This window comes from Micrococcus sp. iso_26, assembly GCF_056172975.1.
The window spans coordinates 825466-847722 of sequence record NZ_CM149652.1; the positions used below are offsets into that span (position 1 = coordinate 825466).

The 22257-nt window shown below is 75.2% G+C and carries 15 protein-coding genes and 2 tRNA genes; 9 read left to right on the plus strand and 8 right to left on the minus strand.

The genetic code is table 11. From position 1 onward, the window contains the following. Window positions 1-10: 10 nt before the first annotated feature. Genes rph through AC0VX0_RS03845 form a run of 3 tightly spaced genes read left to right on the plus strand, consistent with a single transcriptional unit; the run spans window position 11 to window position 2603 of the window. Window positions 11-775 carry a ribonuclease PH gene (rph, locus tag AC0VX0_RS03835; RefSeq protein WP_036382145.1) on the plus strand — a complete coding sequence of 255 codons (765 nt, stop codon included), beginning with the start codon at window positions 11-13 and terminating at the stop codon, window positions 773-775. Next, entirely contained in the window at window positions 772-1461 is a 690-nt protein-coding gene (locus AC0VX0_RS03840) for a non-canonical purine NTP pyrophosphatase (RefSeq protein WP_221845038.1), read from the plus strand. Before rph ends, AC0VX0_RS03840 begins: the two co-directional genes overlap by 4 nt. Continuing rightward, window positions 1458-2603 (plus strand): 3'-5' exonuclease, encoded by a 1146-nt coding sequence (locus AC0VX0_RS03845; protein WP_180537277.1) that lies wholly within the window; start codon window positions 1458-1460, stop codon window positions 2601-2603. The genes AC0VX0_RS03840 and AC0VX0_RS03845 overlap by 4 nt, the downstream gene beginning before the upstream one ends. Before the next feature lie 5 nt (window positions 2604-2608). Here the strand turns inward: AC0VX0_RS03845 and AC0VX0_RS03850 are convergent, their stop codons facing one another. Continuing rightward, window positions 2609-3751, minus strand: a complete 1143-nt coding sequence (locus AC0VX0_RS03850; protein WP_377635796.1) for an ADP-ribosylglycohydrolase family protein — start codon at window positions 3749-3751, stop codon at window positions 2609-2611. A 66-nt stretch (window positions 3752-3817) separates the two neighbouring features. On the opposite strand from AC0VX0_RS03850, the gene AC0VX0_RS03855 reads away from it, so the two are divergent. Both AC0VX0_RS03855 and AC0VX0_RS03860 read left to right on the plus strand, forming a co-directional pair. Next, a complete protein-coding gene (locus AC0VX0_RS03855) occupies window positions 3818-5041 on the plus strand; it encodes an exonuclease SbcCD subunit D (RefSeq protein WP_101965556.1) in 1224 nt (407 codons plus the stop codon). After that, complete coding sequence (locus AC0VX0_RS03860; RefSeq protein ID WP_101965555.1) at window positions 5038-8082, plus strand: AAA family ATPase; 3045 nt, start codon at window positions 5038-5040, stop codon at window positions 8080-8082. Before AC0VX0_RS03855 ends, AC0VX0_RS03860 begins: the two co-directional genes overlap by 4 nt. Before the next feature lie 48 nt (window positions 8083-8130). On the opposite strand, the gene AC0VX0_RS03865 is transcribed toward AC0VX0_RS03860, so the two are convergent. The 7 genes from AC0VX0_RS03865 to AC0VX0_RS03895 all read right to left on the minus strand — a co-directional run bounded on the left by AC0VX0_RS03865 (window position 8131) and on the right by AC0VX0_RS03895 (window position 16080). Further along, complete coding sequence (locus AC0VX0_RS03865) at window positions 8131-11358, minus strand: efflux RND transporter permease subunit (protein ID WP_377635794.1); 3228 nt, start codon at window positions 11356-11358, stop codon at window positions 8131-8133. 7 nt (window positions 11359-11365) lie between these two features. After that, window positions 11366-12850 (minus strand): malate:quinone oxidoreductase, encoded by a 1485-nt coding sequence (locus tag AC0VX0_RS03870; RefSeq protein ID WP_070708809.1) that lies wholly within the window; start codon window positions 12848-12850, stop codon window positions 11366-11368. Window positions 12851-12955: 105 nt separating this feature from the next. Further along, the gene (locus AC0VX0_RS03875) at window positions 12956-14620 is read right to left on the minus strand and encodes an ABC transporter substrate-binding protein (protein WP_102708338.1); all 1665 of its coding nucleotides are present in this window, start codon (window positions 14618-14620) and stop codon (window positions 12956-12958) included. A 48-nt stretch (window positions 14621-14668) separates the two neighbouring features. Then, window positions 14669-14749 (minus strand) — tRNA-Leu (locus AC0VX0_RS03880). A gap of 67 nt (window positions 14750-14816) precedes the next feature. After that, window positions 14817-15305: a thioredoxin-dependent thiol peroxidase gene (gene bcp / locus AC0VX0_RS03885; RefSeq protein WP_036382122.1), complete on the minus strand. Its 489-nt coding sequence runs from the start codon at window positions 15303-15305 to the stop codon at window positions 14817-14819. Window positions 15306-15391: 86 nt separating this feature from the next. After that, window positions 15392-15464, minus strand: a tRNA-Lys gene (locus tag AC0VX0_RS03890). 67 nt (window positions 15465-15531) lie between these two features. Continuing rightward, window positions 15532-16080 carry a hypothetical protein gene (locus AC0VX0_RS03895; RefSeq protein WP_070709704.1) on the minus strand — a complete coding sequence of 183 codons (549 nt, stop codon included), beginning with the start codon at window positions 16078-16080 and terminating at the stop codon, window positions 15532-15534. A 104-nt stretch (window positions 16081-16184) separates the two neighbouring features. Between AC0VX0_RS03895 and ilvD the strand changes: the two genes are divergently transcribed. The 4 genes from ilvD to AC0VX0_RS03915 all read left to right on the plus strand — a co-directional run bounded on the left by ilvD (window position 16185) and on the right by AC0VX0_RS03915 (window position 22257). Beyond that, entirely contained in the window at window positions 16185-17912 is a 1728-nt protein-coding gene (gene ilvD, locus AC0VX0_RS03900) for a dihydroxy-acid dehydratase (RefSeq protein ID WP_049145205.1), read from the plus strand. Window positions 17913-18015: 103 nt separating this feature from the next. Then, complete coding sequence (gene nagB / locus AC0VX0_RS03905; RefSeq protein WP_098093123.1) at window positions 18016-18801, plus strand: glucosamine-6-phosphate deaminase; 786 nt, start codon at window positions 18016-18018, stop codon at window positions 18799-18801. 43 nt (window positions 18802-18844) lie between these two features. Next, entirely contained in the window at window positions 18845-20065 is a 1221-nt protein-coding gene (locus AC0VX0_RS03910; protein ID WP_144819463.1) for an N-acetylglucosamine-6-phosphate deacetylase, read from the plus strand. A 290-nt stretch (window positions 20066-20355) separates the two neighbouring features. Further along, a complete protein-coding gene (locus AC0VX0_RS03915; protein ID WP_144819464.1) occupies window positions 20356-22257 on the plus strand; it encodes an acetolactate synthase large subunit in 1902 nt (633 codons plus the stop codon).

A 22257-nucleotide genomic window follows, 5' to 3' on the forward strand; every position in this document is an offset into this window, starting at 1 on the left:
ACTGGAGGCCATGAGCTCTCCCGCCCCCACCGCCCCCCGCCCGGACGGCCGCGCCGTCGACGAGCTGCGCCCCATCACCATCACCCGGGGCTGGTCCCGGCAGGCGGAGGGCTCGGCCCTGATCGAGTTCGGGAACACCCGCGTGCTGTGCACCGCCTCCTTCACCGAGGGCGTGCCGCGCTGGCTCAAGGGCGAGGGGACCGGCTGGGTCACCGCCGAGTACGCGATGCTCCCGCGGGCCACCAACGAGCGCAGCCAGCGCGAGTCCGTCAAGGGCCGGATCGGCGGGCGCACCCACGAGATCTCCCGCCTGATCGGCCGGTCCCTGCGCGCCGTCATCGACCTGTCCGCCCTGGGGGAGAACACCATCGTCCTGGACTGCGACGTCCTCGACGCCGACGGCGGCACCCGCACCGCCGCCATCACGGGCGCCTACGTCGCCCTCGCCGAGGCGGTGGCCTGGGCGCGGCGCGAGGGGATCCTCGCGAAGGGCGCCGCCGTCCTCAAGGACTCCGTCGCCGCGGTGTCCGTGGGCATCGTGGACGGGGTGCCCGTCCTCGACCTGCCGTACGTGGAGGACGTGAAGGCGGAGACGGACATGAACGTGGTCGTCACCGGGGCCGGGGAGTTCGTGGAGGTGCAGGGCACCGCCGAGGGCGCGCCGTTCACCCGCGCCGAGCTGGACACCCTGCTGGACCTGGCCCTGATCGGCACGGGCGAGCTGGCCCGCATCCAGGCCGAGACCCTGGCCGCCGCCACGGAGGACCGGGCGTGAGCGCGCCCGCCGCCTCGTCGCCGGGCCTGCCGGAGGGCGCCCGCGTCGTGCTCGCCACGCACAACGCGGGCAAGGTGCGCGAGCTGCGCCAGCTGATCGCCGGTGCCGTGCCCGGCCTCGAGGTGGAGACCGCGGTGGTGGACGCGGGCGCCGTGGGCGCCCCGGACGTCGTCGAGGACGGCGTCACGTTCGCCCAGAACGCGCTGAAGAAGGCCCGCGCCGTGGCCGCACACACCGGGCTGATCGCCGTCGCGGACGACTCCGGTCTGGCCGTGGACGTGCTGCACGGCGCCCCCGGGATCTTCTCGGCCCGCTGGGCCGGGCGCCACGGGGACGACCGTGCCAACCTCGAGCTGCTGCTGGCCCAGCTGGCCGACGTGCCGGACGAGCATCGGGGTGCCCAGTTCGTGTGCGCCGCCGCGCTCGCGGTCCCCAGCGGCCCGGACGCCGCGGGCGCCCGGGCCATCCACGTCGAGCACGTCGAGCACGGCCGCCTGCCCGGCACGCTGCTGCGCGAGCCCGTGGGGGACGGCGGCTTCGGCTACGACCCGATCCTGCGGCCCGAGGGCCGGGACATGTCCACCGCGCAGCTGAGCCCCGAGGACAAGAACGCGATCAGCCACCGGGGGCACGCCTTCCGCGCCCTGCTGCCCTACCTGGTGGACGCGCTCGACGCGCGCCCGTGAGCGGCGGGCGCGCCCCCGTGCCGGGGCTGGACTTCACCGCGATCGACTTCGAGACCGCCAACGGCTTCCGCGGCTCCCCGTGTGCCGTGGGCGCCGTCCGGGTGCGGGACGGGGTCATGGTGGACCGTGCCGAGTGGCTGATCCGTCCGCCCGTCGGCTTCGACCGGTTCGATCCCCGCAACGTGCGCATCCACGGCATCACCGAGGACCGCGTCCTGGACGCCCCCCGGTTCGCGCAGGTGTACGACGAGCTCGCGGACTTCGTGGGGACGGACGTGCTCGCGGCGCACAACGCGGGCTTCGACGTCGGCGTCATCGAGTCCGGCCTCGAGGTCTCCGGCCGGGACGTGCCGGGCCTGGAGTTCGTGTGCACCCTGGTGCTGGCGCGCCGCGTCTACGACCTGCCCTCGTACGCCCTGCCCTCCGCGGCGCGCGAGGCCGGCTTCACCCCGGGACGCCACCACGACGCACTGGCCGACGCCGAGGCCTGCGCGGCCATCCTCGTGGACATCGGCCGGCGCGTGCTGGGAGCGCCGCCGGCCGACGCGGACGTTCTGCCCGGGCTGACCGACGCGCCGGCCGGCCGCGGCGTCGACCGCCTGATGCGGGCCCAGGGGCTGAGCGTCAGCGTCCTCGCCCCCCGGGCGGCGGGATCGGGCGCCGAGTCGAAGGCCACCCGCCAGGCCCGGCGCACCGAGGGCGTCTTCGACGCGCGGGTCCCGCTGCGGGACGAACGCGCCATGCCCGACTTCATGCGCTGGCCGGACGAGGGCGTCAATCCGCTCCCGAACCCGGCCGCCGACCCGGGCCACCCCCTGTTCGGCCAGACCGTGGTGTTCACGGGCGGCATCGGCATGTCGCGTCAGAGTGCCAAGACGCGCGCGGCCGCGCACGGAGCGCAGACCGCGAACCGGGTGGGCGCGGCCACCACGATGCTCGTCGTGGGGGACGGCTTCGAGGCCGCGGACCTGCACCGCCCGCGCGCCGAGGACGGGGCACCGCAGGCCGTGACCACGGCGCTGGCGCACCGCAAGACGCGGGACGCCCTGCGCCGGCGGGACCGGGGGCAGGCCATCGCCCTGGTCTCCGAGGGGGAGTTCCTGCAGATGCTCGACGGGAACTGGCCGGACGCCGCGCGCTGAACCGCTCAGGTGGTCGCGGCGCTCCAGCGCCGGGCGGCCTCCAGGACGACCTCGCGCTCGGCGATCCACCCCGGGACGGAGGCCTCGGCCGCGGGGTCGTGCGCGCCGAACACGGCGGTGCCGTGCGCGGCGCCGAGCACCTGCCCGGCCAGCGAGGCCGTGGAGTCGGAGTCGCCGTCGTGGTTCACGCCGATCCGCAGCGCCAGGGCGAGCGCCGCCGCCGGATCGGCCGGGTGCGCCGCCTGCGCGGTGAGCGCGGCATACAGTGCGATGGCCAGGGCCTCCTCCGCGACCCAGCCCTCGCCGAGCGCGGTGGGGAGGGCGCCGGGGGCGCCGGGGTCGGCGTCGACGGTGCCGGCCAGGTCGATCGCCGCGGCGACGGCGGCGCGGGTCTCCTCGGCCTCCTCGCCCAGGCTGTCGAGCCACGCGCGGGCGTGCGCGACCGCGGCGGCCAGGTCCAGGCCGCGCAGCAGAGCCGCGATGACGAGGGCGTACGCGGCCGCCGCGACCCACGCGGTGGGGTGGCCGTGCGTGAGGACGGCCCCCTGGCGGGCGAGGGACACGACGTGCGGGTCCTCGAGCCCCGGCACCATCCCGTACGGGGCCGAGCGCATGACCGTCCCGCAGCCCTTCGAGCCCGGGTTGTGCGGTTCGCCCGGCAGGCCCATCCCCGGTTCGGCGAGCCCGCTCAGGCACGCGGTGCCCGGCGCGCGGCGCACCTTCAGCTCCGCGTGCGCGTCGATCCAGCGGGGCGGGGCCGGGGGAGCGCCCTCGGGCAGCGCGCCGTCCTGCGTGGCGAACCAGCGCAGGCACGCGAGCCACACGCACGCGGCGGGATCGGCCGGGACGCCGTCGTTCTGCCACTCGATCCACTCGAGCAGGCCGTCGAGCACGTACAGCGTCAGCTGCGTGTCGTCGGTGATCGGCAGGGCGTGGGCGCCCTCCTGGGCGAGCAGGTCCGCGGCGTCGGTGACGCCGGCGGGGCCGTGCACGGCCGCGATCCCCGACGCGGGGGTGAACTCGACGACGCCGCCCAGCGCGTCCCCGGCGGCGCCGGCCGCGAGGAGGGCCAGGACCCGGTCGGCGTGCTCGGGGCCGGGCAGGGGCGTGGACGAGGAGGCGGGGGGTTCGGGCGCGGTGGCGGACATGCCGCCATCGTACGAGCCGCGCCGCGCCGCGCTTATCCCGTCCGCACCCTCCCTAGAGTGGGCCGCATGATCCTGCTGCACACCTCGGACTGGCATCTGGGCCGGTCGTTCCACGGCACCGGGCTGCTCGAGGCCCAGGAGGAGGTCCTGGACGCCCTGGTCGCGACCGTGACGGAGCGCGGCGTGGACGCCGTCCTGCTGGCCGGGGACGTGTACGACCGCGCGCTGCCGCCGGCGGACGCCGTCCGGCTGCTGGACCGGACGCTCTCCCGGCTGCACGCGGCCGGCGCCCAGGTGGTGCTCACGAGCGGCAACCACGACTCGGCGGTGCGCCTCGGCTTCGGCGGCGGACTCCTGGCGGCCGCGGGCGTGCACGTGCGCGCGGACGCCGCGGACCTGGACCGCCCGGTGCTGCTCACCGAGCCCGGGATCGACGGCGGCGCAGGCCAGACCGTGGCCGTCTACGGCATCCCCTACCTCGAACCGCGTCACCAGGGACCTGCCTGGGGCGTGGCGCCCCACCACACGGCCGTGCTGACGGAGGCGGTCCGCCGTGTCCACGCCGATCTGGCCGCCCGCCGCGCCGAGGCGCCGGAGCCGGTGGCCGGCGTCGTGCTGGCCCACCTGTTCGCGGCCGGGGGCCACGGCTCCGAGTCCGAACGGGACATCGGCGAGGGCGAGCACGTCGAACCGGACGCCCCGCCCGAGATGCTGGTGGGCACGCTGGGGCAGGTGCCGGTCTCCGTGTTCGACGGGCTCGACTACGCGGCCCTGGGCCACCTGCACGGCCGGCAGCGGCTGGCCGAGCACGTGCGGTACTCCGGCTCTCCGCTGCCGTACTCCTTCGCCGAGGCGGGCCACCGCAAGGGCGGCTGGCTCGTCCACGTCACGGGCGGGGCCGTCACCGACGTCGAGGCCGTGGACTGGGACGCCGGACGGCGCCTGGCGGTGCTGTCCGGGCCGATCGAGGACCTGCTGGAGTCCCCGGAGTTCGCGTGGGCGGAGCAGTGCTGGGTGCAGGTCACCGTCACCGACGACGAACGCCCCGAGCGGGCCCTGGAGCGCCTGAAGACCCGGTTCCCCTCCGTGCTCGTCTTCCGCCACGAACCGGCCGGCGGGAGGCGAACCCGGGAGCGGACCTACGCCCAGGTCCTGCGGCAGGCACCCTCGGACCACGCGCTCGCGGTCGGTTTCGTGGACCACGTCCGGCAGCGGCCGGCCAGCGGGGCCGAGCAGGACCTGCTGCGGGACGCCCTCGAGGCCGCCCGCGCGGCGGAGGTGCGCGCATGAGGATCCATCGGATGCGCCTGGAGGGGCTCGGGCCCTACGCCCAGGCGCAGGACGTCGACTTCGACCGGCTCAACGCGGCCGGCCTGTTCCTGCTGGACGGGCCCACCGGCGCGGGCAAGTCCACGGTGCTGGCCGCGCTGTGCTTCGCCCTCTACGGGACCGTGCCGGGCGGACGGTCGGCCGAGTCGCTCGTGACCACGCTGCGCGAGCCGGGCGCGGTGATCCCCGAGGTGCAGGTCGAGTTCACCGTGCAGGGCCGGCGCTTCGAGGTGGTCCGCTCACCCAAGCACGAGCGGCCCCGCCGGCGACGCAGCGCGGCGGGAGGCGCCACCGTCACCACGCCGGCCACGGTCTCCCTGCGGGAACGCGTGGCCGGGGAATGGACGGCGCCGCTCACCCGGGCGGACGAGGTCGGCCAGCAGATCGCGGCCGTCCTGCACCTGGACGCCGAGCAGTTCATGCAGGTGGTCCTGCTGCCCCAGGGGCAGTTCGCCCAGTTCCTCACCGCGAAGTCGGATGAGCGCCGCGTCCTGCTGCGGCGGCTCTTCGGCACGCAGCGCTTCGACGGCGTCGAGGAGCACCTGCGCGGCGAGACGGCCCGGCTGGACACCGCGGTGGCCGTGGACGCGGACGTGGCCCGGACTGCGCGGGCGCAGCTGGCCGAGGCGCTCCACGAGGCGCTCGGCCCGGACTGGCATGCGCCGGAGCCGTCACCGGACACGGACGAGCGGCTGCTCGCCCTCGCCGCTGAGCGCGCGGGTCGCGCGCACGAGGACGCACGGGCCGGCCTCGCCACGGCCCGCGCCGCCGAGCAGCAGGCTCGGGTGACGGCGCGTGAGCTGGAGACCCGCGGGCGGGACCTGGCCGCGGCCGAGGCGTGGGGGCGCCGTCGACGCGACCACGACGCCGAGGCTGAGACCGCCGCCGCGCGGCGCCGCGCCGTCGACGCCCATGAGCGCGCCGGGCGGGTGCTCACCGCCGCGCAGCGGGCCACCGCGGCGGCGGACGCCGCCGGCACCGCGTCGGAGGCGGTGACGCAGGCCCTGGCGCACGTCGAGGACGAGCCGACCGCGGCGGCGTGGCTCGCCGCCGCCCGGGCGGACGGGGCCGCCGACACGCCCGCCTCCCGCCAGGCGCTGGGGGAGGCCGAGCGCGCCGCGGAGGCGGTGGCGCGCGCGGTTCGGGACCGTGACCGGATGCGCGAGCTGGAGCAGGAGGCGGCCGCCGCGGCGGAGCGGCGGGCCGAGATCGACCGCGACCGTGCCGCCCTGGTCGAGTCCCGCCCCGAGCGTGAGGCGGCCGTCGCGGCACTCCGCTCGGCCGTCGAACGCGGCACCGAGCGTCTCGGTGTCCGGGAGGCCGTGGACCGCGCCGTGTCCGAGGCCGCCGCGCGCCGCACGGCCGCCGAGGCCGCGGCCGCCCGCGCCGTCGAGGTCGAGACCGCGGCCCGGGCCCACCGAGAGGCACAGGAGCGGCGGAGTGAGGCCGCCGAACGACACGTCGGTCTGCTGCATGCCCGGTACGAGCAGGCCGCCTCCGAACTGGCGGAGCGGCTCGTGCCCGGCGAGCCGTGCGCCGTGTGCGGCTCGCCCGAGCACCCGGCCCCGGCCGCCACCGCGGACACCACGGTGACCGAGGCGGACGTGCGGGACGCCGAGCAGGCCCGCACCGCGGCCGACCGGGCCGTGACCGACGCCGAGACCACCCTGCGCGCCGCCGAGCAGACCCTCCGCACGGCGCGCGAGGCCGCCGCCGGGCTCGCACCCGAGGCCGCGCGAGAGGCGCTCGAGCGCGCCGAGGCCGAACGGGCCGCGCTGGACCAGGCGGCGAAGGACCTCGCCGCGGACCGCCGCCGGCTGACCGCCGCCGAGAAGGAGCACGCCGGGGCCGACGAGACCGCCGCCGCGCTCGCGGCCGAGGACGGCCGGCTCGCCGAGGCCGCCGCCCACCGCGCCGCCCGACTGAGCGAGCTGCGGGACGCCGTCGAGGCCGCCCGCGGCGACGCCGAGAGCCTCGACGCCCGCGGCGACCAGGTCACCGCCGCACGCCGGGTCCTGGCCGCCCTCGCTGCGGCGCAGGACGAGGACGCGCGCGCCCGGGCGGTCGCCGACGAGACCGGCCAGGCGCTCGCCGCCACGCTGGCCGAACAGCACTTCGACGACGTCGACGCGGCGCGCGCGGCCCGCCTCGAGGAGACGGACGCCGCCGCCCGCACGGCCGCCGTGCAGGAGTGGGATGCCGAACGGGCCCGCCTCGCCGAGCTCGAGGCGAGCGAGCCCGTCCGCCGGGGCCGCGCCCTCGCCGAGGCGGGCGTCGAGCCGCCGACCGAGGAGCAGACCCGCGCCGTCGCCGAGGCGCTCGCCGCGGCCGAGGCCGCGAGCTCGTCCCGGGCGACGGCGGTCGGGCGGCTCGATTCGCTCGTCGCCACGGTGCGCCGGCAGTCGGCCGCCCTGACCGAGGTCCTGGAGCGGTCCGCCGGGCTCATCGCCGAACACACGCGGGTGCGGGGGCTGCTCGACCTCGTCCGCGGCGGCGGGGAGAACCTGCTCAAGATGCCCCTGACGAGCTACGTCCTCGCCGGGCGGCTCGAGGAGGTCGCCGCCGCGGCCACCGAGCGTCTGCTCGCCATGACGGACCAGCGGTATTCGATCGAGTACTCCGACGCCGTGGGCGGGCGCGGGAACAAGGGCCTCGAACTCGTCATCCGGGACCACTACGTGGACGAGACGCGCCACCCGGCCACGCTCTCGGGCGGCGAGACCTTCATGGCCTCCCTCGCCCTCGCCCTGGGGCTCGCGGACACCGTGCAGGCCGAAGCCGGCGGCATCGAACTGGACACGCTCTTCGTGGACGAGGGCTTCGGCTCGCTCGACGCGGACACCCTCGACGACGTCCTGGACGTCGTGGACACCCTGCGGACCGGTGGCCGGACCGTGGGCCTCGTCTCCCACGTCGAACGGATGAGGCAGGAGATCGGCGTGCGCCTCGAGGTGCGCAAGGACCGGCGCGGCTCGAGCCTCGCGGTGCACGACGGCGCCTGAGCGGCGGGGGTGCGCCCCGCCGCCCCGGCCCGCGCCACGCGTGAGCGGTCAGGCCCGGCGCCACCGCCGGCGGAGGCGCTGCCGGAGTCGGCCGAGGCGTCCGGCGTCGAGCTCGGACGGGGCCGCGCTTCCCTGCTCGTCCCGGCGCTCCTGCTTGGCCGCCCGCTCGGCCGCGACGCGCTGCGCCTCCCGCTCGGCCGCGACACGGCGCTCCTCCTGCAGGCGGCGCTCCCCGCGGACCTCGGTGAGCCGGTACAGCACGGGCACGAGCACGAGGGTGAGCAGGGTGGAGGAGACCAGGCCGCCCACCACGGCCACCGCGAGGGGCTGGGAGATGAACCCCGCGTGCCCCGTGACGCCCAGGGCCATCGGGGTCATGGCCAGGACGGTGGCCAGGGCCGTCATCACCACCGGGCGCACGCGGTTGAGCGCGCCCACCTCGATGGCCTCGTCCAAGGGCATTCCGCGGTCGCGTCGGTACTGGTTGATCAGGTCGATCAGCACGATCGCGTTCGTCACCACGATGCCCACCAGCATGAGCAGCCCGATCATCGTGGACAGTCCCAGGGGCGTGCCGGTGGCCAGCAGCGCCAGGAACACGCCCGTGGCGGCGAAGGGGATCGACACGAGCAGCACGAGCGGCTGGCGCAGCGAGTTGAACGTCGCCACCAGCACGACGTACACGGTCGCCACGGCGGCCAGCAACGCCAGCCCGAGGTCCCGGAACGTCTGCGCCTGCTGCTCCGCCGCGCCGCCCACGGCCGCGGTGACGCCCTCGGGCAGGTCCAGCTCCGCCACGGCCTGCGTGACCCGGCGTGAGACGGCCCCGAGGTCCTCGTCGTCCGGGGTCACCGTGACGACGGCGGTCCGCTCGCCGTTCGAGGACGTCACCCGGGCGGGCACGGACACGCGCGAGACCTCGGCGAGGTCCGCCAGCGGCACGGGTCCCTCCGCCGTCTCCACAGGCACCTGGCGCAGGGCGTCGAGGGACTCGACCGGCTCCGGGTCACCCAGCTGCACTGCGAAGCTCTCGAACCCGAAGCGGACCTCGCCCACGGGCACGGCCTGCAGGGCGGCGGCGGCCTGGCCGGCCACCGCCTCCTCGGTCAGGCCGAGCCGGGCGGCGGCGACGGTGTCCACGTCCACCTGGAACGTCGGGCGCAGGTCCGAGGCCGGCGTCGTCACCTCGCGGGCACCCTCGACGGGCCGCAGCGCCTCGGCGACCTGATCGGCGGCCGCAGTGAGGGCCTGCGGGTCGGGGGCGGAGACGGCCACCTCGATGTCCTGGCCGCCGCTCGGCCCCTGCTGTGTGGAGACGGACACGTCGCCCACGCCGTCGAGACCCGTGAGCTCGGCGCGCACCCCGTCCTGAAGGGCCACCTGGTCCGCATCCGGGTCGGTCACCACTGTGAACCGCGCCCGGTCCGCCGAGGAGCCGCCGAAGGCCCCCATCGGACCGGCGGCAGTGCCGGCCGTCCACTGGACGGTTTCGACGCCGTCGGTGTCCAGCAGCACGCGCTCGATGCGCTCGGCGGCGGCGGCCGTGGTCTCCAGCGACGCCCCCGGCTCCTGCTCCGCCGTGACGACGAACGAGTTCTGTCCCGAGTCGCCCAGGAGGTTCGTGGGGATCAGCGGGACCAGCGCGGCCGTGCCGGCCAGCAGCGCCAGGGCGGCGGCGAGGGTGACCACGGTGTGTCGCTGCGTCCAGCGCAGCACCGGGCGGTAGGCCCGGGTGAGCCATCCGCCGGCCGCCACGGGCCGGTCGCCGGCGACGGCGGGCGCGGGCTCGGCCCCGTGCCGTGGCGCGCGCAGGAACCACCAGCACAGCACCGGCACGATCGTCAGGGCGACGAGGAGGGAGGCCAGCAGGGCGACCGTGGCGGTCACGGCGAAGGGCCGGAACAGCTCGCCGGCCAGGCCGCCCACGAAGGCGATGGGCAGGAACACGGCCACGGAGACCAGGGTGGAGGCGGTGATCGCGGTGGCGACCTCGCGCGTGCCGTCCAGGATCGCGGTGCGCCGGTCGGCGCCCAGGCCGAGGTGCCGGCGGATGTTCTCCACCACCACGATCGCGTCGTCCACGACCCGGCCGATCGAGATCGTCAGCGCCCCGAGCGTCAGCGTGTTGAGGGAGTAGCCGAAGGCCGCCACCCCGATGAGGGCGGCCAGCAGGGACAGCGGAATGGACACGGCGGTGACGAGGGTGGAGCGCACCGAGAGCAGGAACACGGCGATCACCAGCACGGCGAACGCCAGGCCCAGCAGGCCCTCCTGGAACAGCGTGTCGATGGACTGCTGGATGAACGGGGCCTGGTCGAACACCACGGTCAGGTCCGCGCCGCCGCCGACCACGGACGCCAGCTCCGGCAGGGCGTCGCGCACGGCCTGAGAGACCGCCACGAGGTCGGCGTCCGGGGTTGCGGTCACGGAGACGGACAGCGTCGGCACCCCGTCGGTGCGGGTCAGGGACGTGGGGGCCGCGGCCACGAGGGTGACGTCGGCGACCTCGTCCAGGGTGCGCGGTTCGCCGTCGCCGGAGGGAGCGACGACGATCCCCCGCAGGCCCTCGAGGTCCTCGACGGCGGCGCCCGCCTGGACGGGATAGGTGGTCGCGCCCTCGGTGACCTGGCCGACGGGGAAGAGGCCGGCGTTCTCCTCGAGCGCGTCGGTGATGTCGGAGGTGGTCAGCCCGGCGGCGGCGAGCGCGGCCGGGTCCGGGACCACGGAGACGTTCTCGTCCGTGCCGCCGAGCACGTCGGCGCCGCGGACGCCGTCGATCTTCTGCAGCCGCGGGGCCAGGACGTCCTCGGCGCGGCGGCGCAGGGTGTTGAGGTCCTCGTCCCCGGACAGGGCGAGGAAGACCACCGGGAAGTCGGAGACGGAGCCCGCGAAGGACGAGGTCTCCGCCTCCTCCGGCAGCTGCGGCCCGAGGTTGGCGACCACCCGGTCCACCTGGGACCGGGCCCGGTTCAGGTCTGTGCCGTAGGCGAACTCCAGCTGGACCGCGTTGAAGCCGGACTGCGACGTGGACCGCGAGGATTCGAGCCCCTCCACGGCCTGCAGGGCCGTCTCGAGGGGCTCTCCCACCTGCGCGTCCACGACCTCGGGGGACGCCCCCGGGTAGAGCGTCGACACGGAGATGACGGGCAGCTCGAGCGGGGGGATCAGCTCCCGCTTGAGCTGCCCGGCGGAGAGGACGCCGAACACCGCGATGAACACGGTGACGAGCGCCACGAGCGCCCGCCGGCCGAGTGAGAACCGTGCGAGCGCTCCCATCGCGGCGTCAGGCCAGCTTCAGTGCGGCGTCGGTGACGGTGCGGACCTCGTCCAGCAGCGCCGGGTCGTCGTTGAGCGTGTGGCCCAGGGACGGGATGAGCTCCTTGAGCGTGCCGTCCCAGCCGGCCATCTTCGCGGGGAAGCAGCGCTCGAGCAGCTTCACCATGATGGGGGCCGCGGTGGAGGCGCCCGGGGAGGCGCCGAGCAGGCCGCCGAGCGAGCCGTCCGCGTGCGTGACGACCTCGGTGCCGAACTGCAGGACGCCGCCGAAGCGGCCCTTGCGCTTCATCACCTGCACGCGCTGGCCCGCGGTGATCAGCTCCCACTCGCCGCCGTCGGCCTCCGGGTAGAACTCGTGCAGCGCGTCGATCTTCTTGTCCCGGGACTTCAGCACCTCGGTCACGAGGTACTTGGTCAGGTCCATGTTGTCCTTGGCCACGTCCAGCATCGTGCTGAGGTTGTGCGGGCGCACGGACAGCGGCAGGTCCAGGTAGGAACCGGTCTTGAGGAAGTTCGTGGAGAACCCGGCGTAGGGGCCGAACAGCAGGGACCGCTTGCCGTTCACGAAGCGGGTGTCCAGGTGGGGCACGGACATCGGCGGGGCGCCGACGGCGGCCTGGCCGTACACCTTGGCCATGTGCTGGTTGACCACGGACTCGTCCGTGCAGCGCAGGAACTGGCCGGAGACGGGGAAGCCGCCGAAGCCCTTGGCCTCGGGGATGCCGGACTTCTGCAGCAGGGGCAGGGCGCCGCCGCCGGCACCGACGAAGACGAAGCGGGCGCGGTCCACGAGCTCGGAGCCGGCGGCCTTGTTCTTGACCTTGACCTCCCAGCGGCCGTCCGTGCCGCGGGTGAGGCCGGTGACCTTGTGACCGAAGCGCACCTCGGCGCCGGCGCCGGCCATGGCCGTGATGAGCTGGCGGGTGAGGGAGCCGAAGTCCACGTCGGTGCCGCCGGTGTTGCGGGACGCCGCCAGGCGCTGGCCCGGCTCACGGCCCTCGATCAGCAGCGGGGCCCAGGCGCGGATCTGCTCCGGGTCCTCGCTGTGCTCCATGCCGGCGAACAGCGGCTGGGCGGACATGGCCTCGTAGCGGGCGCGGAGGTAGTCCGCGTGGTCGTCACCCCACACGAAGGACATGTGCGGCAGCGGGTTGATGAAGGACTTGGGGTCCTTGAGCGTGCCGTCCGCCACCAGGGAGGACCAGAACTGGCGGGTGGTCCAGAACTGCTCGTTGATGCCCAGCGCCTTGGTGACGTCCACCCGGCCGTTCTTGTCCATGGGCGAGTAGTTCAGCTCGCAGAGGGCGGCGTGGCCGGTGCCCGCGTTGTTCCACGGGTCGGAGGACTCCAGGCCGGCCTGGTCGAGGCTCTCGTACAGGGCGATGGACCAGGTGGGCTCGAGCTTCTGCAGCAGCACGCCCAGGGTGGCGCTCATGATGCCGCCGCCGATCAGGACGACGTCGTGGGTGGCGGTGGACGAGGTGGTGGGCACGGTCAACTCCTGAAGCAGAACGACGGCGGGTGGGCGCAGTGGAACCGGGCCGAGCAGAGGCGGTCGGGCCGAGCGCCGTGATCTCCCACTGTACTACCGGTGGGTTCAGCCTTCGGTCAGCCTGACGCGCGAGAAGGGCTCGTCCAGCTGCGGCGACGTCGGGTAGGAGGCCACGCGCGGGCCGGTGGCCAGGGCGGAGATCGGGTAGACCAGCGGCAGCGCCGGCAGGTCGAGGGCCATGGCCCGGACGACACGGCGGAACAGGCCGCGGCGCGCGTCGTCGTCGTTCTCGGCCGCCGCCGCGTCCACGTCCTCGACGACGCGCGGGTTGCGGTAGCCGGTCTCGGCGCGGCCCGAGCGCGCGAAGGGCTCGAGGAACGCGTGCGGGTCGCGGTAGTCGCCGGTGCGGCCCATCAGGTGCAGGGCTCGGGTGGGCCGGGAGACGACGGCGTGCAGGTAGTCCTGGTCCTCCGGCACGGGCACGGGCACGATGTGCATCCCCACCGCGCCGAGGTCGTGGGCGACCATCGCGTAGACCCGCTCCGGCTCGGGCAGGGAGGGGCGGGCCGTGCCGGCCGGGTAGAGGAACTCCAACGGCTCCCCGTCGTATCCCGCCAGGCCGAGGAACTCGCGGGCCCGGCCCGGGTTGACGTCGTAGCGCCGCGCCTCCTCGTCGCCGACGCCGAGGGAGGGGGGGACGAGGTCGTGGGCCAGGCGGGTGCCCTCGAGGAAGACGTCGCTGCCGGCGATGCGCGGGCGGTCCACCGCGTACGCGATCGCCTGGCGCAGGTACTGCGAGCGCACGCTCGGGTGGTCCAGGTTCATGCCCACGTAGAGCACGCCCAGGGGGTCCCGGGGCAGCACCTGGGTGCCGGCCTCGACGAGGGGGCGCAGCTGGCCGGGGGCGACGACGTCGATCACGTCCGCCGTGCCGCGCCGCAGCTCCCGCAGGCGCACGGAGGCCCGACCCCACGCCTGCACGGCCACCGGGTACGCCGCCGGATCGGAGCCGCGGTGGCCGGCGCTGGGGACCAGGATCGTCGCGCCCGAGGCGCCCGGGTGGGCGCGCGTGAGCTCGGCGGTCTCCGCGGCGTCGGCCCAGCGGTAGGGGCCGGTGCCGGCGGGGGTGGTGACCTCGGAGCCGTCCACGTCGACCGTGCGGTCCCACGAGGCCGGCGAGGAGATCGCGAAGGCCGGCGAGGCCAGGGCGGCCGCGAGGTGACGGCGGGGGGAGTGCAGGCGCAGCCGCACCTCGAGCTCGCCGTGGGCCTCGACGCCGGCGAAGGCGGAGTCCGCGTCGCCGGCGTATCCGCCGAAGGCCGAGACGAACGAGGAGGGCGGGGCGACGGTCCCGTCCACGGGCGCGGGGGCGGCGGCCCACCGCTCGATGTTCGCGACCACGGCGGCGGCGTCGCACGGCTCGCCGTCGTCGAACACCACCCCGGAGACCAGGTGGAACGTGTGGAGGCGGCCGCCGTCGGACTCCTCATGCCGCTCGGCGAGGCGGGGCGTGGGGGCGCCGGTGTCCGCGTCCACGCCGAGCAGCGTCTCGAAGACCTGGCGGACCAGACGGAAGGACTCGACGTCCAGCGCGCGGGCCGGGTCCCGCGTCAGCGCCCGCGCCGGGGCGCCGACCACGAGCAGCCGGCCCGGGCCCGAGGAGCTCGGGGCGGCGGAGGACGGCGCCGCGGGCGACGTCGCGCAGCCGGCCACGCCCAGGCCGAGCAGGCCCAGGCCCCCGCCGAGGAAGGCGCGGCGAGTGGGCTGCATGGCGGCCTCCTCTGGCGGGTGACGTCGGGGTCGGGCGGGTCCGGGGAGTGCGGGCGGGGGGACTCGAACCCCCACGTCCAGGACACTGGAACCTAAATCCAGCGCGTCTACCAGTTCCGCCACGCCCGCGCACACCCCGCGCGGGCGGGGCGAGCCCCGATCCTACCGTGCGGCGCCCGGGCGCGGCGGGCGCGGATCAGGCCTCGTCGAGGCCGAGGGTGCGGCGCAGTCGGGCCACGTGGCCGGTCGCCTTCACGTTGTACTGCGCGTGGGTGACCTTCCCGTCCGGGCCGACGACGATCGTGGAGCGGATCAGACCCTCGAAGGTCCGCCCGTAGTTCTTCTTCTCACCCCAGGCGCCGTAGGCCTCGGCCACCGCGTGGTCCTCGTCCGAGAGCAGGGGGAACGTCAGGCCCTCCTGCTCGGCGAACCGGATGATCCTGCCGATCGGGTCGGGGGAGATCCCCAGGACGACGTAGCCGGCCGCGGTCAGGGAGGCGAGGCTGTCCCGGAAGTCGCAGGCCTGCGTGGTGCAGCCGGGCGTGGACGCGGCCGGGTAGAAGTAGACGATCGTGTGCTTGCCCGCGCTGTCGCGCAGCGAGACGGGCCGGCCCTCCTGGTCCTGGAGGGTGAACGCGGGCGCCGTGTCGCCGGGCTGGAGGCGGTGCTGGGTCGTGTCGGTCATGGGCCCCAGCCTACGGTGGGCCCGGACGGGGAGCGGGGACGACGAAGGCCCCGTCTCCGTGGAGACGGGGCCTTCGCTCCGGTGGGTGCACCCCCCGGGACTCGAACCCGGAACCTGCTGATTAAGAGTCAGATGCTCTACCGGTTGAGCTAGAGGTGCAGATGCCGCACCGCCTCTCGGATCTCTCCGGTGCGCCGTGCAACGAGGTGAAACCCTACCAGGGGTTTCAGACGCCGTGCAAATCGGGGGGCGTGACGTCCGTCGCGTCCGTCTCCGGGGTCGCGTAGAGGCGGTCCAGCTCGTCCATGAAGGCGGTCATGAAGGCGTGGAAGTCGGTGGCGTCCTCGGCCTGGTCGAGCTCCGCGGTGCCGTCCTCCGTGAGGTCGCCCACCGGCACCCGCGTGTGCTCCGGGACGTCGAACCACGTCCGGAAGCCCGTGACGGTCTCCACCTGATAGCCGCTGCCCGTGTCCGCCACGGTGGCCACGTTGGCCAGCCCCACCTCGACGACGTCGGCGCGGTCCGCGGAGGCCTCGGTCACCGGGCCGTGCGGATCGTCCTCGGCCACGCCCGGCGCGCGGCGGTCGTGGTCGTCCGGGGTGGAGGTGGGGTCGAACGGGCACAGCAGCATCTCGAGCGGCTGGTGGCGGTAGCCGATCACGAGGGGAAAGGAAGAGCCCGAGGGCTGGCCGTAGACGACGTTGTAGTCGCCGTGGTTGAACACGCGCGCATCGAAGACGCGGCGCAGCCGTCTGTGCAGGGTGGGCGTGTCCATGGCCCCAACGTACGCGGACCCGTCCGCACGTGTCATGCCGCGGCACCCGTCACACGGGGACGTCGCGTCGGCCCGGTGGCGCCGTGCTCACTAGACTCCGCGGCATGGACTCCGCCGCGTCGACTCCCAGCACCCCGTCCGCCGCTCCCGACATCAAGCCGCGCTCGCGCGACGTCACCGACGGGATGGAGCGCACCGCCGCCCGCGGCATGCTCCGCGCGGTCGGCATGGGGGACGAGGACTTCGGCAAGCCGCAGATCGGCATCGCCTCGTCCTGGAACGAGATCACCCCCTGCAACCTCTCCCTGGACCGCCTCGCCCAGGCCTCGAAGGACGGCGTCCACGCCGCCGGCGGATATCCGCTGGAGTTCGGCACGGTCTCCGTCTCGGACGGCATCTCCATGGGCCACGAGGGCATGCACTTCTCCCTCGTCTCCCGCGAGGTGATCGCCGACTCGGTGGAGACCGTGATGATGGCCGAGCGCCTGGACGGCTCCGTCCTGCTCGCCGGCTGCGACAAGTCGCTCCCGGGCATGCTCATGGCCGCCGCCCGCCTGGACCTGGCCTCCGTGTTCGTCTACGCCGGCTCGATCATGCCGGGCGTGGCCCGCCTGACCGACGGCACCGAGAGGCAGGTGACCATCATCGACGCCTTCGAGGCGGTCGGCGCCTGCGCCCGCGGTCTCATGTCCGAGGAGGACCTGCTCCGCATCGAGAAGTCCATCGCCCCGGGCGAGGGCGCCTGCGGCGGCATGTACACCGCCAACACCATGGCCTCCATCGGTGAGGCCCTCGGCATGTCCCTGCCCGGTTCCGCCGCCGCCCCCTCCGCGGACCGCCGCCGCGACGCCTTCGCGCGCCGCTCCGGCGAGGCCGTGGTGAACATGCTCCGCCAGGGCATCACGGCCCGGGACATCATGACCAAGCCCGCGTTCGAGAACGCGATCGCCGTGACCATGGCGTTCGGCGGCTCCACCAACGCCGTGCTGCACCTGCTCGCCATCGCCCGGGAGGCGGGCGTGGACCTGCAGCTGTCCGACTTCAACCGCATCGCCGACCGCACTCCGCACATCGCCGACCTCAAGCCGTTCGGCCAGTACGTCATGACGGACGTGGACCGCATCGGCGGCGTCCCGGTGGTCATGAAGGCCCTGCTGGACGAGGGCCTGCTGCACGGGGACACCCTCACCGTCACCGGCAAGACGCTCGCCGAGAACCTGGCCGCGCTCGATCCGGACCCGGTGGACGGCAAGGTCATCCGCACCATGGACGACGCGATGCACCCCAACGGCGGCATCGCGATCCTCCACGGCTCGCTGGCCCCGGAGGGCGCCGTCGTGAAGTCCGCCGGCTTCGATGCGGACGTCTTCGAGGGCACCGCGCGCGTCTTCGACCGGGAGCGCGCCGCCATGGACGCCCTCGAGGACGGGACCATCGCCGCCGGCGACGTCGTGGTCATCCGCTATGAGGGCCCGAAGGGCGGCCCGGGCATGCGCGAGATGCTCGCGATCACCGGCGCCATCAAGGGCGCGGGCCTGGGCAAGGACGTCCTGCTGATCACCGACGGGCGCTTCTCCGGCGGCACCACCGGCCTGTGCATCGGCCACATCGCTCCCGAGGCCGCCGAGGGAGGGCCGATCGGCCTGGTGCAGGACGGCGACCGCATCCGCGTGGACATCGCCGGACGCACCATGGACCTGCTCGTGGACGAGGCCGAGCTCGCCGCCCGCCGCGAGTCCTGGGAGCCGGTGGAGCCGAAGTTCACCACGGGCGTGCTGGGCAAGTACGCCAAGCTGGTGCACTCCGCCGCCGAGGGCGCCTACCTGGGCTGAGGCCCGGTCGGCCCGCACGCCGAGACGAGCAGAGGATGAGCATGCACGAGACCGACGCCCGGGTCGGGGGACCCGCGCCTCGTCCCGGGCGGGAGGCGCGCTGATGGAGGTCGTCATCCTGCCCGACGCCGCCGCCCTGGGCCGGCACGGCGCGGACGCGGTGGCCGCCCACGTGGCGGCCCGTCCCGAGGCCGTCCTGGGGCTGGCCACCGGCTCCTCGCCCCTGCCCGTCTACGACGAGCTCGCCCGCCGGGTCCGGGACGGGGAGCTGTCCCTGCGCTCCTGCCGCGCGTTCCTGCTGGACGAGTACGTCGGCCTGCCCGCGGGACACCCCGAGTCCTACCGCACCGTGATCGAGCGGGAGTTCGTCGCGCGCACGGACATCGCCCCGGAGGCCGTGCACGGTCCGGACGGCGGGGCGGCGGACGTCCCGGGCGCCTGCGCCGCCTACGAGGAGGCGCTGCGCGAGGCCGGCGGCGTGGACGTGCAGCTGCTCGGCGTGGGCACGGACGGGCACATCGCGTTCAACGAGCCCGGCTCCTCCCTCGCCTCCCGCACGCGCATCAAGGTGCTCGCCGAGCAGACCCGGCGGGACAACGCCCGCTTCTTCGACGGCGACCTCGACCAGGTCCCGACCCACTGCCTCACCCAGGGCGTGGGCACGATCCTCGACGCCCGACACCTGGTCCTGCTGGCCCGGGGCGAGGGCAAGGCCGAGGCGGTGCGGCAGCTCGTGGAGGGCCCCGTGAGCGCGCGCTGGCCGGTCACGGCCCTGCAGCTGCACCCGCATGTGACCGTCCTCGTGGACGAGGCCGCCGCCGGGCGACTCGAGCTCGCGGGGGAGTACCGCCACATGTGGGAGGCCAAGCCGTCCTGGCAGGGATTCTGAGCGCCCCTCGTCCATCGACCCGCCCACCCCGGAAGGTGCATCCGTGTCCGCCTCGGTCCCTCACCGGCCGCGCGCCGAGCAGGCGCCGCAGGCCGCCGCGTCCCCGTCGGTGCTGCGCGCGGACCGCGTCCATGACGGCGAGCGCCTCGGCGGCCCCGGCTGGATCGCCCTGGCCGAGGGCCGGGTGGTGGCCGTCGGGACCGGGGACCCGCCGCGCACCCACGGCCCCGTCCATGACCTCGGCGACGCCCTCCTCGCTCCCGGCTGCGTGGACGTGCACTGCCACGGCGGCGGCGGACACGCCGTCGAGTCCGGCGCGGCCGCGGCACGCGCGGCGGCCGCGGCCCACGCCCGCGCGGGCACGACCACGGTCGTGGCCTCCCTCGTCACGGACGAGGTCGACGCGCTCGCGGCGCAGCTGACGGCCCTGACGCCCCTGTGCGCAGAGGGGGTGCTGGCCGGCGTGCACCTCGAGGGTCCCTGGCTCTCGCCCCTGCACTGCGGCGCGCACCGGGCCGCGTCCCTGCGCGCCCCGGCCCCCGACGACGTCGCGCGCCTCGTCGAGGCCGGCGCGGGCAGCCTCGCGATGGTGACGCTGGCCCCCGAGCTGCCGGGCGCCCTCGACGCGGTGGGCCGGCTGGCGGAGGCGGGCGTCCTCGTCGCGATCGGCCACACCGACGCGTCCTACGAGACCACGCGCGCGGCGATCGACGCGGGGGCGCGGATGGCCACGCACCTGCACAACGCGTGCCGGCCCACCCACCATCGCGAGCCCGGGCCGGCCGTCGCCCTGCTGGAGGACCCGCGCGTGGGGATCGAGACCATCGTGGACGGCGTCCACCTGCATGCGGCCACGGTGCGGCGGGTCGCCCGGGAGGCCGGGGAGCGGTGGATCCTCGTCTCGGACTCCATGGCCGCCGCCGGCTGCGGCGACGGCGAGTTCCCCCTCGGGCCGCTGCGGGTCCGGGTCCACGACGGCGTCGCGCGGGTGGTCGGCGCGGACGGCGCAGCCGGGGCCATCGCCGGGTCCACGGCCACGGTCACCGGCTCGGTGCGCTCCGCCGTCGTCGCCGGGGTCGACCTCGACGCCGCGCTGCGGGCGGCGACGGCCGCGCCCGCGGACGCCCTGGGGCTCCCCGACGTCGGCCGGCTCCGAGTCGGGAGCCGAGCGGACGCCGTCGTCTTCGGCCCCGAGCTCGAGGTGCGCGGGGTGCTCCATCACGGAACGTGGGTGGACGCGGCCGCCCCCTCGGCGGCTGACTAGGGTGGGCGCAGGCCCGGGATCCGACCCCGACCGCCCGGTCGTCTCACGATGTGACGCTTTATCTCACATTGCGAGACAGGCGGGTGGTCGATGGCGGACGGGGCGCACGGCTGTCGATACTGAGACCACCCCGAAGGACCCGGCGGCCCGTGTCCCCACCTCAGACTCCGCCACGCCGGCCCGATCCGTCATCGACGCGGCCACGGTCCCCGACGCCCGACGGATCCGAACGACGACCGTCCGACGCGCCCGCGACGGACACGCAGCGACGAACGCAGTGAGGTGACCCCATGAGCACGACCCCCCGCGACGCCCGCGCGGCGGTCCCGCAGGTCCCGACGCCGGCCTCCCGCCCGACGGAGACCGCCCGGGTCCAGGAGCGCCGTCCGGCCCCCCGGCCCGAGATCGTCGAGCCGCGGGTGCCCGGCGAGGGCTCCCGCGTCGAGCCGACCCGGATGACCGGCTCCGAGGGCATCATCCGCTCCCTGGAGGAGCTGGGGGTCACGGACGTGTTCGGGCTGCCCGGCGGCGCCATCCTGCCGACCTACGACCCGCTCATGGACTCCGATCGGATCCGCCACATCCTGGTGCGCCACGAGCAGGGTGCCGGTCACGCGGCGCAGGGCTACCACCTGGCCACCGGCAAGGTCGGCGTGGCCATCGCCACCTCCGGTCCCGGCGCCACCAACCTGGTGACCGCCATCGCGGACGCCCACATGGACTCCCAGGCGGTCGTGTTCATCACCGGCCAGGTCTCCTCCGCCGCGATCGGCACGGATGCCTTCCAGGAGGCGGACATCGTGGGCATCACGATGCCCATCACCAAGCACTCCCGGCTCGTGACCCGGCCCGAGGACGTCCCCCAGGCCCTCGCCGAGGCGTTCCACATCGCCGCCACGGGCCGGCCCGGGCCCGTGCTCGTGGACGTCACCAAGGACGCCCAGCAGGGCGAGTTCGAGTTCGCGTGGCCGCCCCGGATCGACCTGCCCGGCTACCGCCCCGTCCTGCGCGGCCACCCCCGGCAGATCCGCGAGGCCGCTCGGCTGATCCGCGAGGCCCGGCGCCCCGTGCTGTATGCGGGCGGCGGCGTGGCCCGCGGCGAGGCCCACGAGGAGCTGCGCGCCCTCGCCGAGCTCACGGGCGCCCCGGTGGTCACCACCCTCACCGCCCGCGGCGTCTTCCCCGACTCGCACCCCCAGCACCTGGGCATGCCGGGCATGCACGGCGGCGTCCCCGCCGTGGCCGCGCTCCAGCAGGCCGACCTGCTGATCACGCTCGGCGCCCGCTTCGACGACCGCGTGACCGGTCACCTGCCCTCGTTCGCCCCCGGCGCCCGCGTGATCCACGCGGACATCGACCCGGCCGAGATCTCGAAGAACCGCACCGCGGACGTGCCGATCGTCGGCCACGTCAAGGAGATCATCCCGGACCTGGTGGCCGAGCTCGCGACGGACACCGAGGCGCTGCCCGACCTCGCCGACTGGTGGGCGGTGCTGCGGCGCCTGCAGGACACCTACCCGATGGGCTGGACCGAGACCGAGGACGGCCTCCTCGCGCCCCAGGAGGTGATCTCGCGCCTGTCGGCCCTGTCCGGTCCCGAGGCCACCTACGTGGCCGGCGTCGGCCAGCACCAGATGTGGGCCAGCCAGTTCGTCGCCTACGAGCGCCCGCGCCAGTGGCTCAACTCGGCCGGCCTCGGGACGATGGGCTTCGCCGTCCCCGCCGCGATGGGGGCGCAGGTGGGCGAGCCCGACCGCGTGGTCTGGGCCATCGACGGCGACGGCTGCTTCCAGATGACCAACCAGGAGCTCGCCACGTGCGTGATCAACCGCATCCCCATCAAGATCGCGGTGATCAACAACTCCTCGCTGGGCATGGTGCGTCAGTGGCAGACCCTCTTCTACGACGGGCGCTACTCGAACACGGACCTGAACACGGGCCACGACACCGCCCGGGTGCCGGACTTCGTCAAGCTCGCCGACGCCTACGGCGCCGCGGGCCTGCGCTGCGACCGTCGGGAGGACCTGGACGACACCATCCGCCAGGCGCTGGCCATCGACGACCGACCCGTGATCGTGGACTTCGTGGTCTCCCGCGACGCCATGGTCTGGCCGATGGTCCCCGCGGGGGTCAGCAACGACGCGATCCAGGTGGCCCGGGGCATGACGCCCGACTGGGACCAGGAAGACTGA

Coding starts and splice junctions, on each gene's coding strand:
- AC0VX0_RS03915 (WP_144819464.1), top strand. CDS start 20,356: ATGAGCACGACCCCCCGCGACGCCCGCGCGGCGGTCCCGCAGGTCCCG.
- AC0VX0_RS03865 (WP_377635794.1), bottom strand. CDS start 11,358: ATGGGAGCGCTCGCACGGTTCTCACTCGGCCGGCGGGCGCTCGTGGCG.
- AC0VX0_RS03875 (WP_102708338.1), bottom strand. CDS start 14,620: ATGCAGCCCACTCGCCGCGCCTTCCTCGGCGGGGGCCTGGGCCTGCTC.
- AC0VX0_RS03895 (WP_070709704.1), bottom strand. CDS start 16,080: ATGGACACGCCCACCCTGCACAGACGGCTGCGCCGCGTCTTCGATGCG.
- ilvD (WP_049145205.1), top strand. CDS start 16,185: ATGGACTCCGCCGCGTCGACTCCCAGCACCCCGTCCGCCGCTCCCGAC.
- rph (WP_036382145.1), top strand. CDS start 11: ATGAGCTCTCCCGCCCCCACCGCCCCCCGCCCGGACGGCCGCGCCGTC.
- bcp (WP_036382122.1), bottom strand. CDS start 15,305: ATGACCGACACGACCCAGCACCGCCTCCAGCCCGGCGACACGGCGCCC.
- nagB (WP_098093123.1), top strand. CDS start 18,016: ATGGAGGTCGTCATCCTGCCCGACGCCGCCGCCCTGGGCCGGCACGGC.
- AC0VX0_RS03855 (WP_101965556.1), top strand. CDS start 3,818: ATGATCCTGCTGCACACCTCGGACTGGCATCTGGGCCGGTCGTTCCAC.
- AC0VX0_RS03850 (WP_377635796.1), bottom strand. CDS start 3,751: ATGTCCGCCACCGCGCCCGAACCCCCCGCCTCCTCGTCCACGCCCCTG.
- AC0VX0_RS03860 (WP_101965555.1), top strand. CDS start 5,038: ATGAGGATCCATCGGATGCGCCTGGAGGGGCTCGGGCCCTACGCCCAG.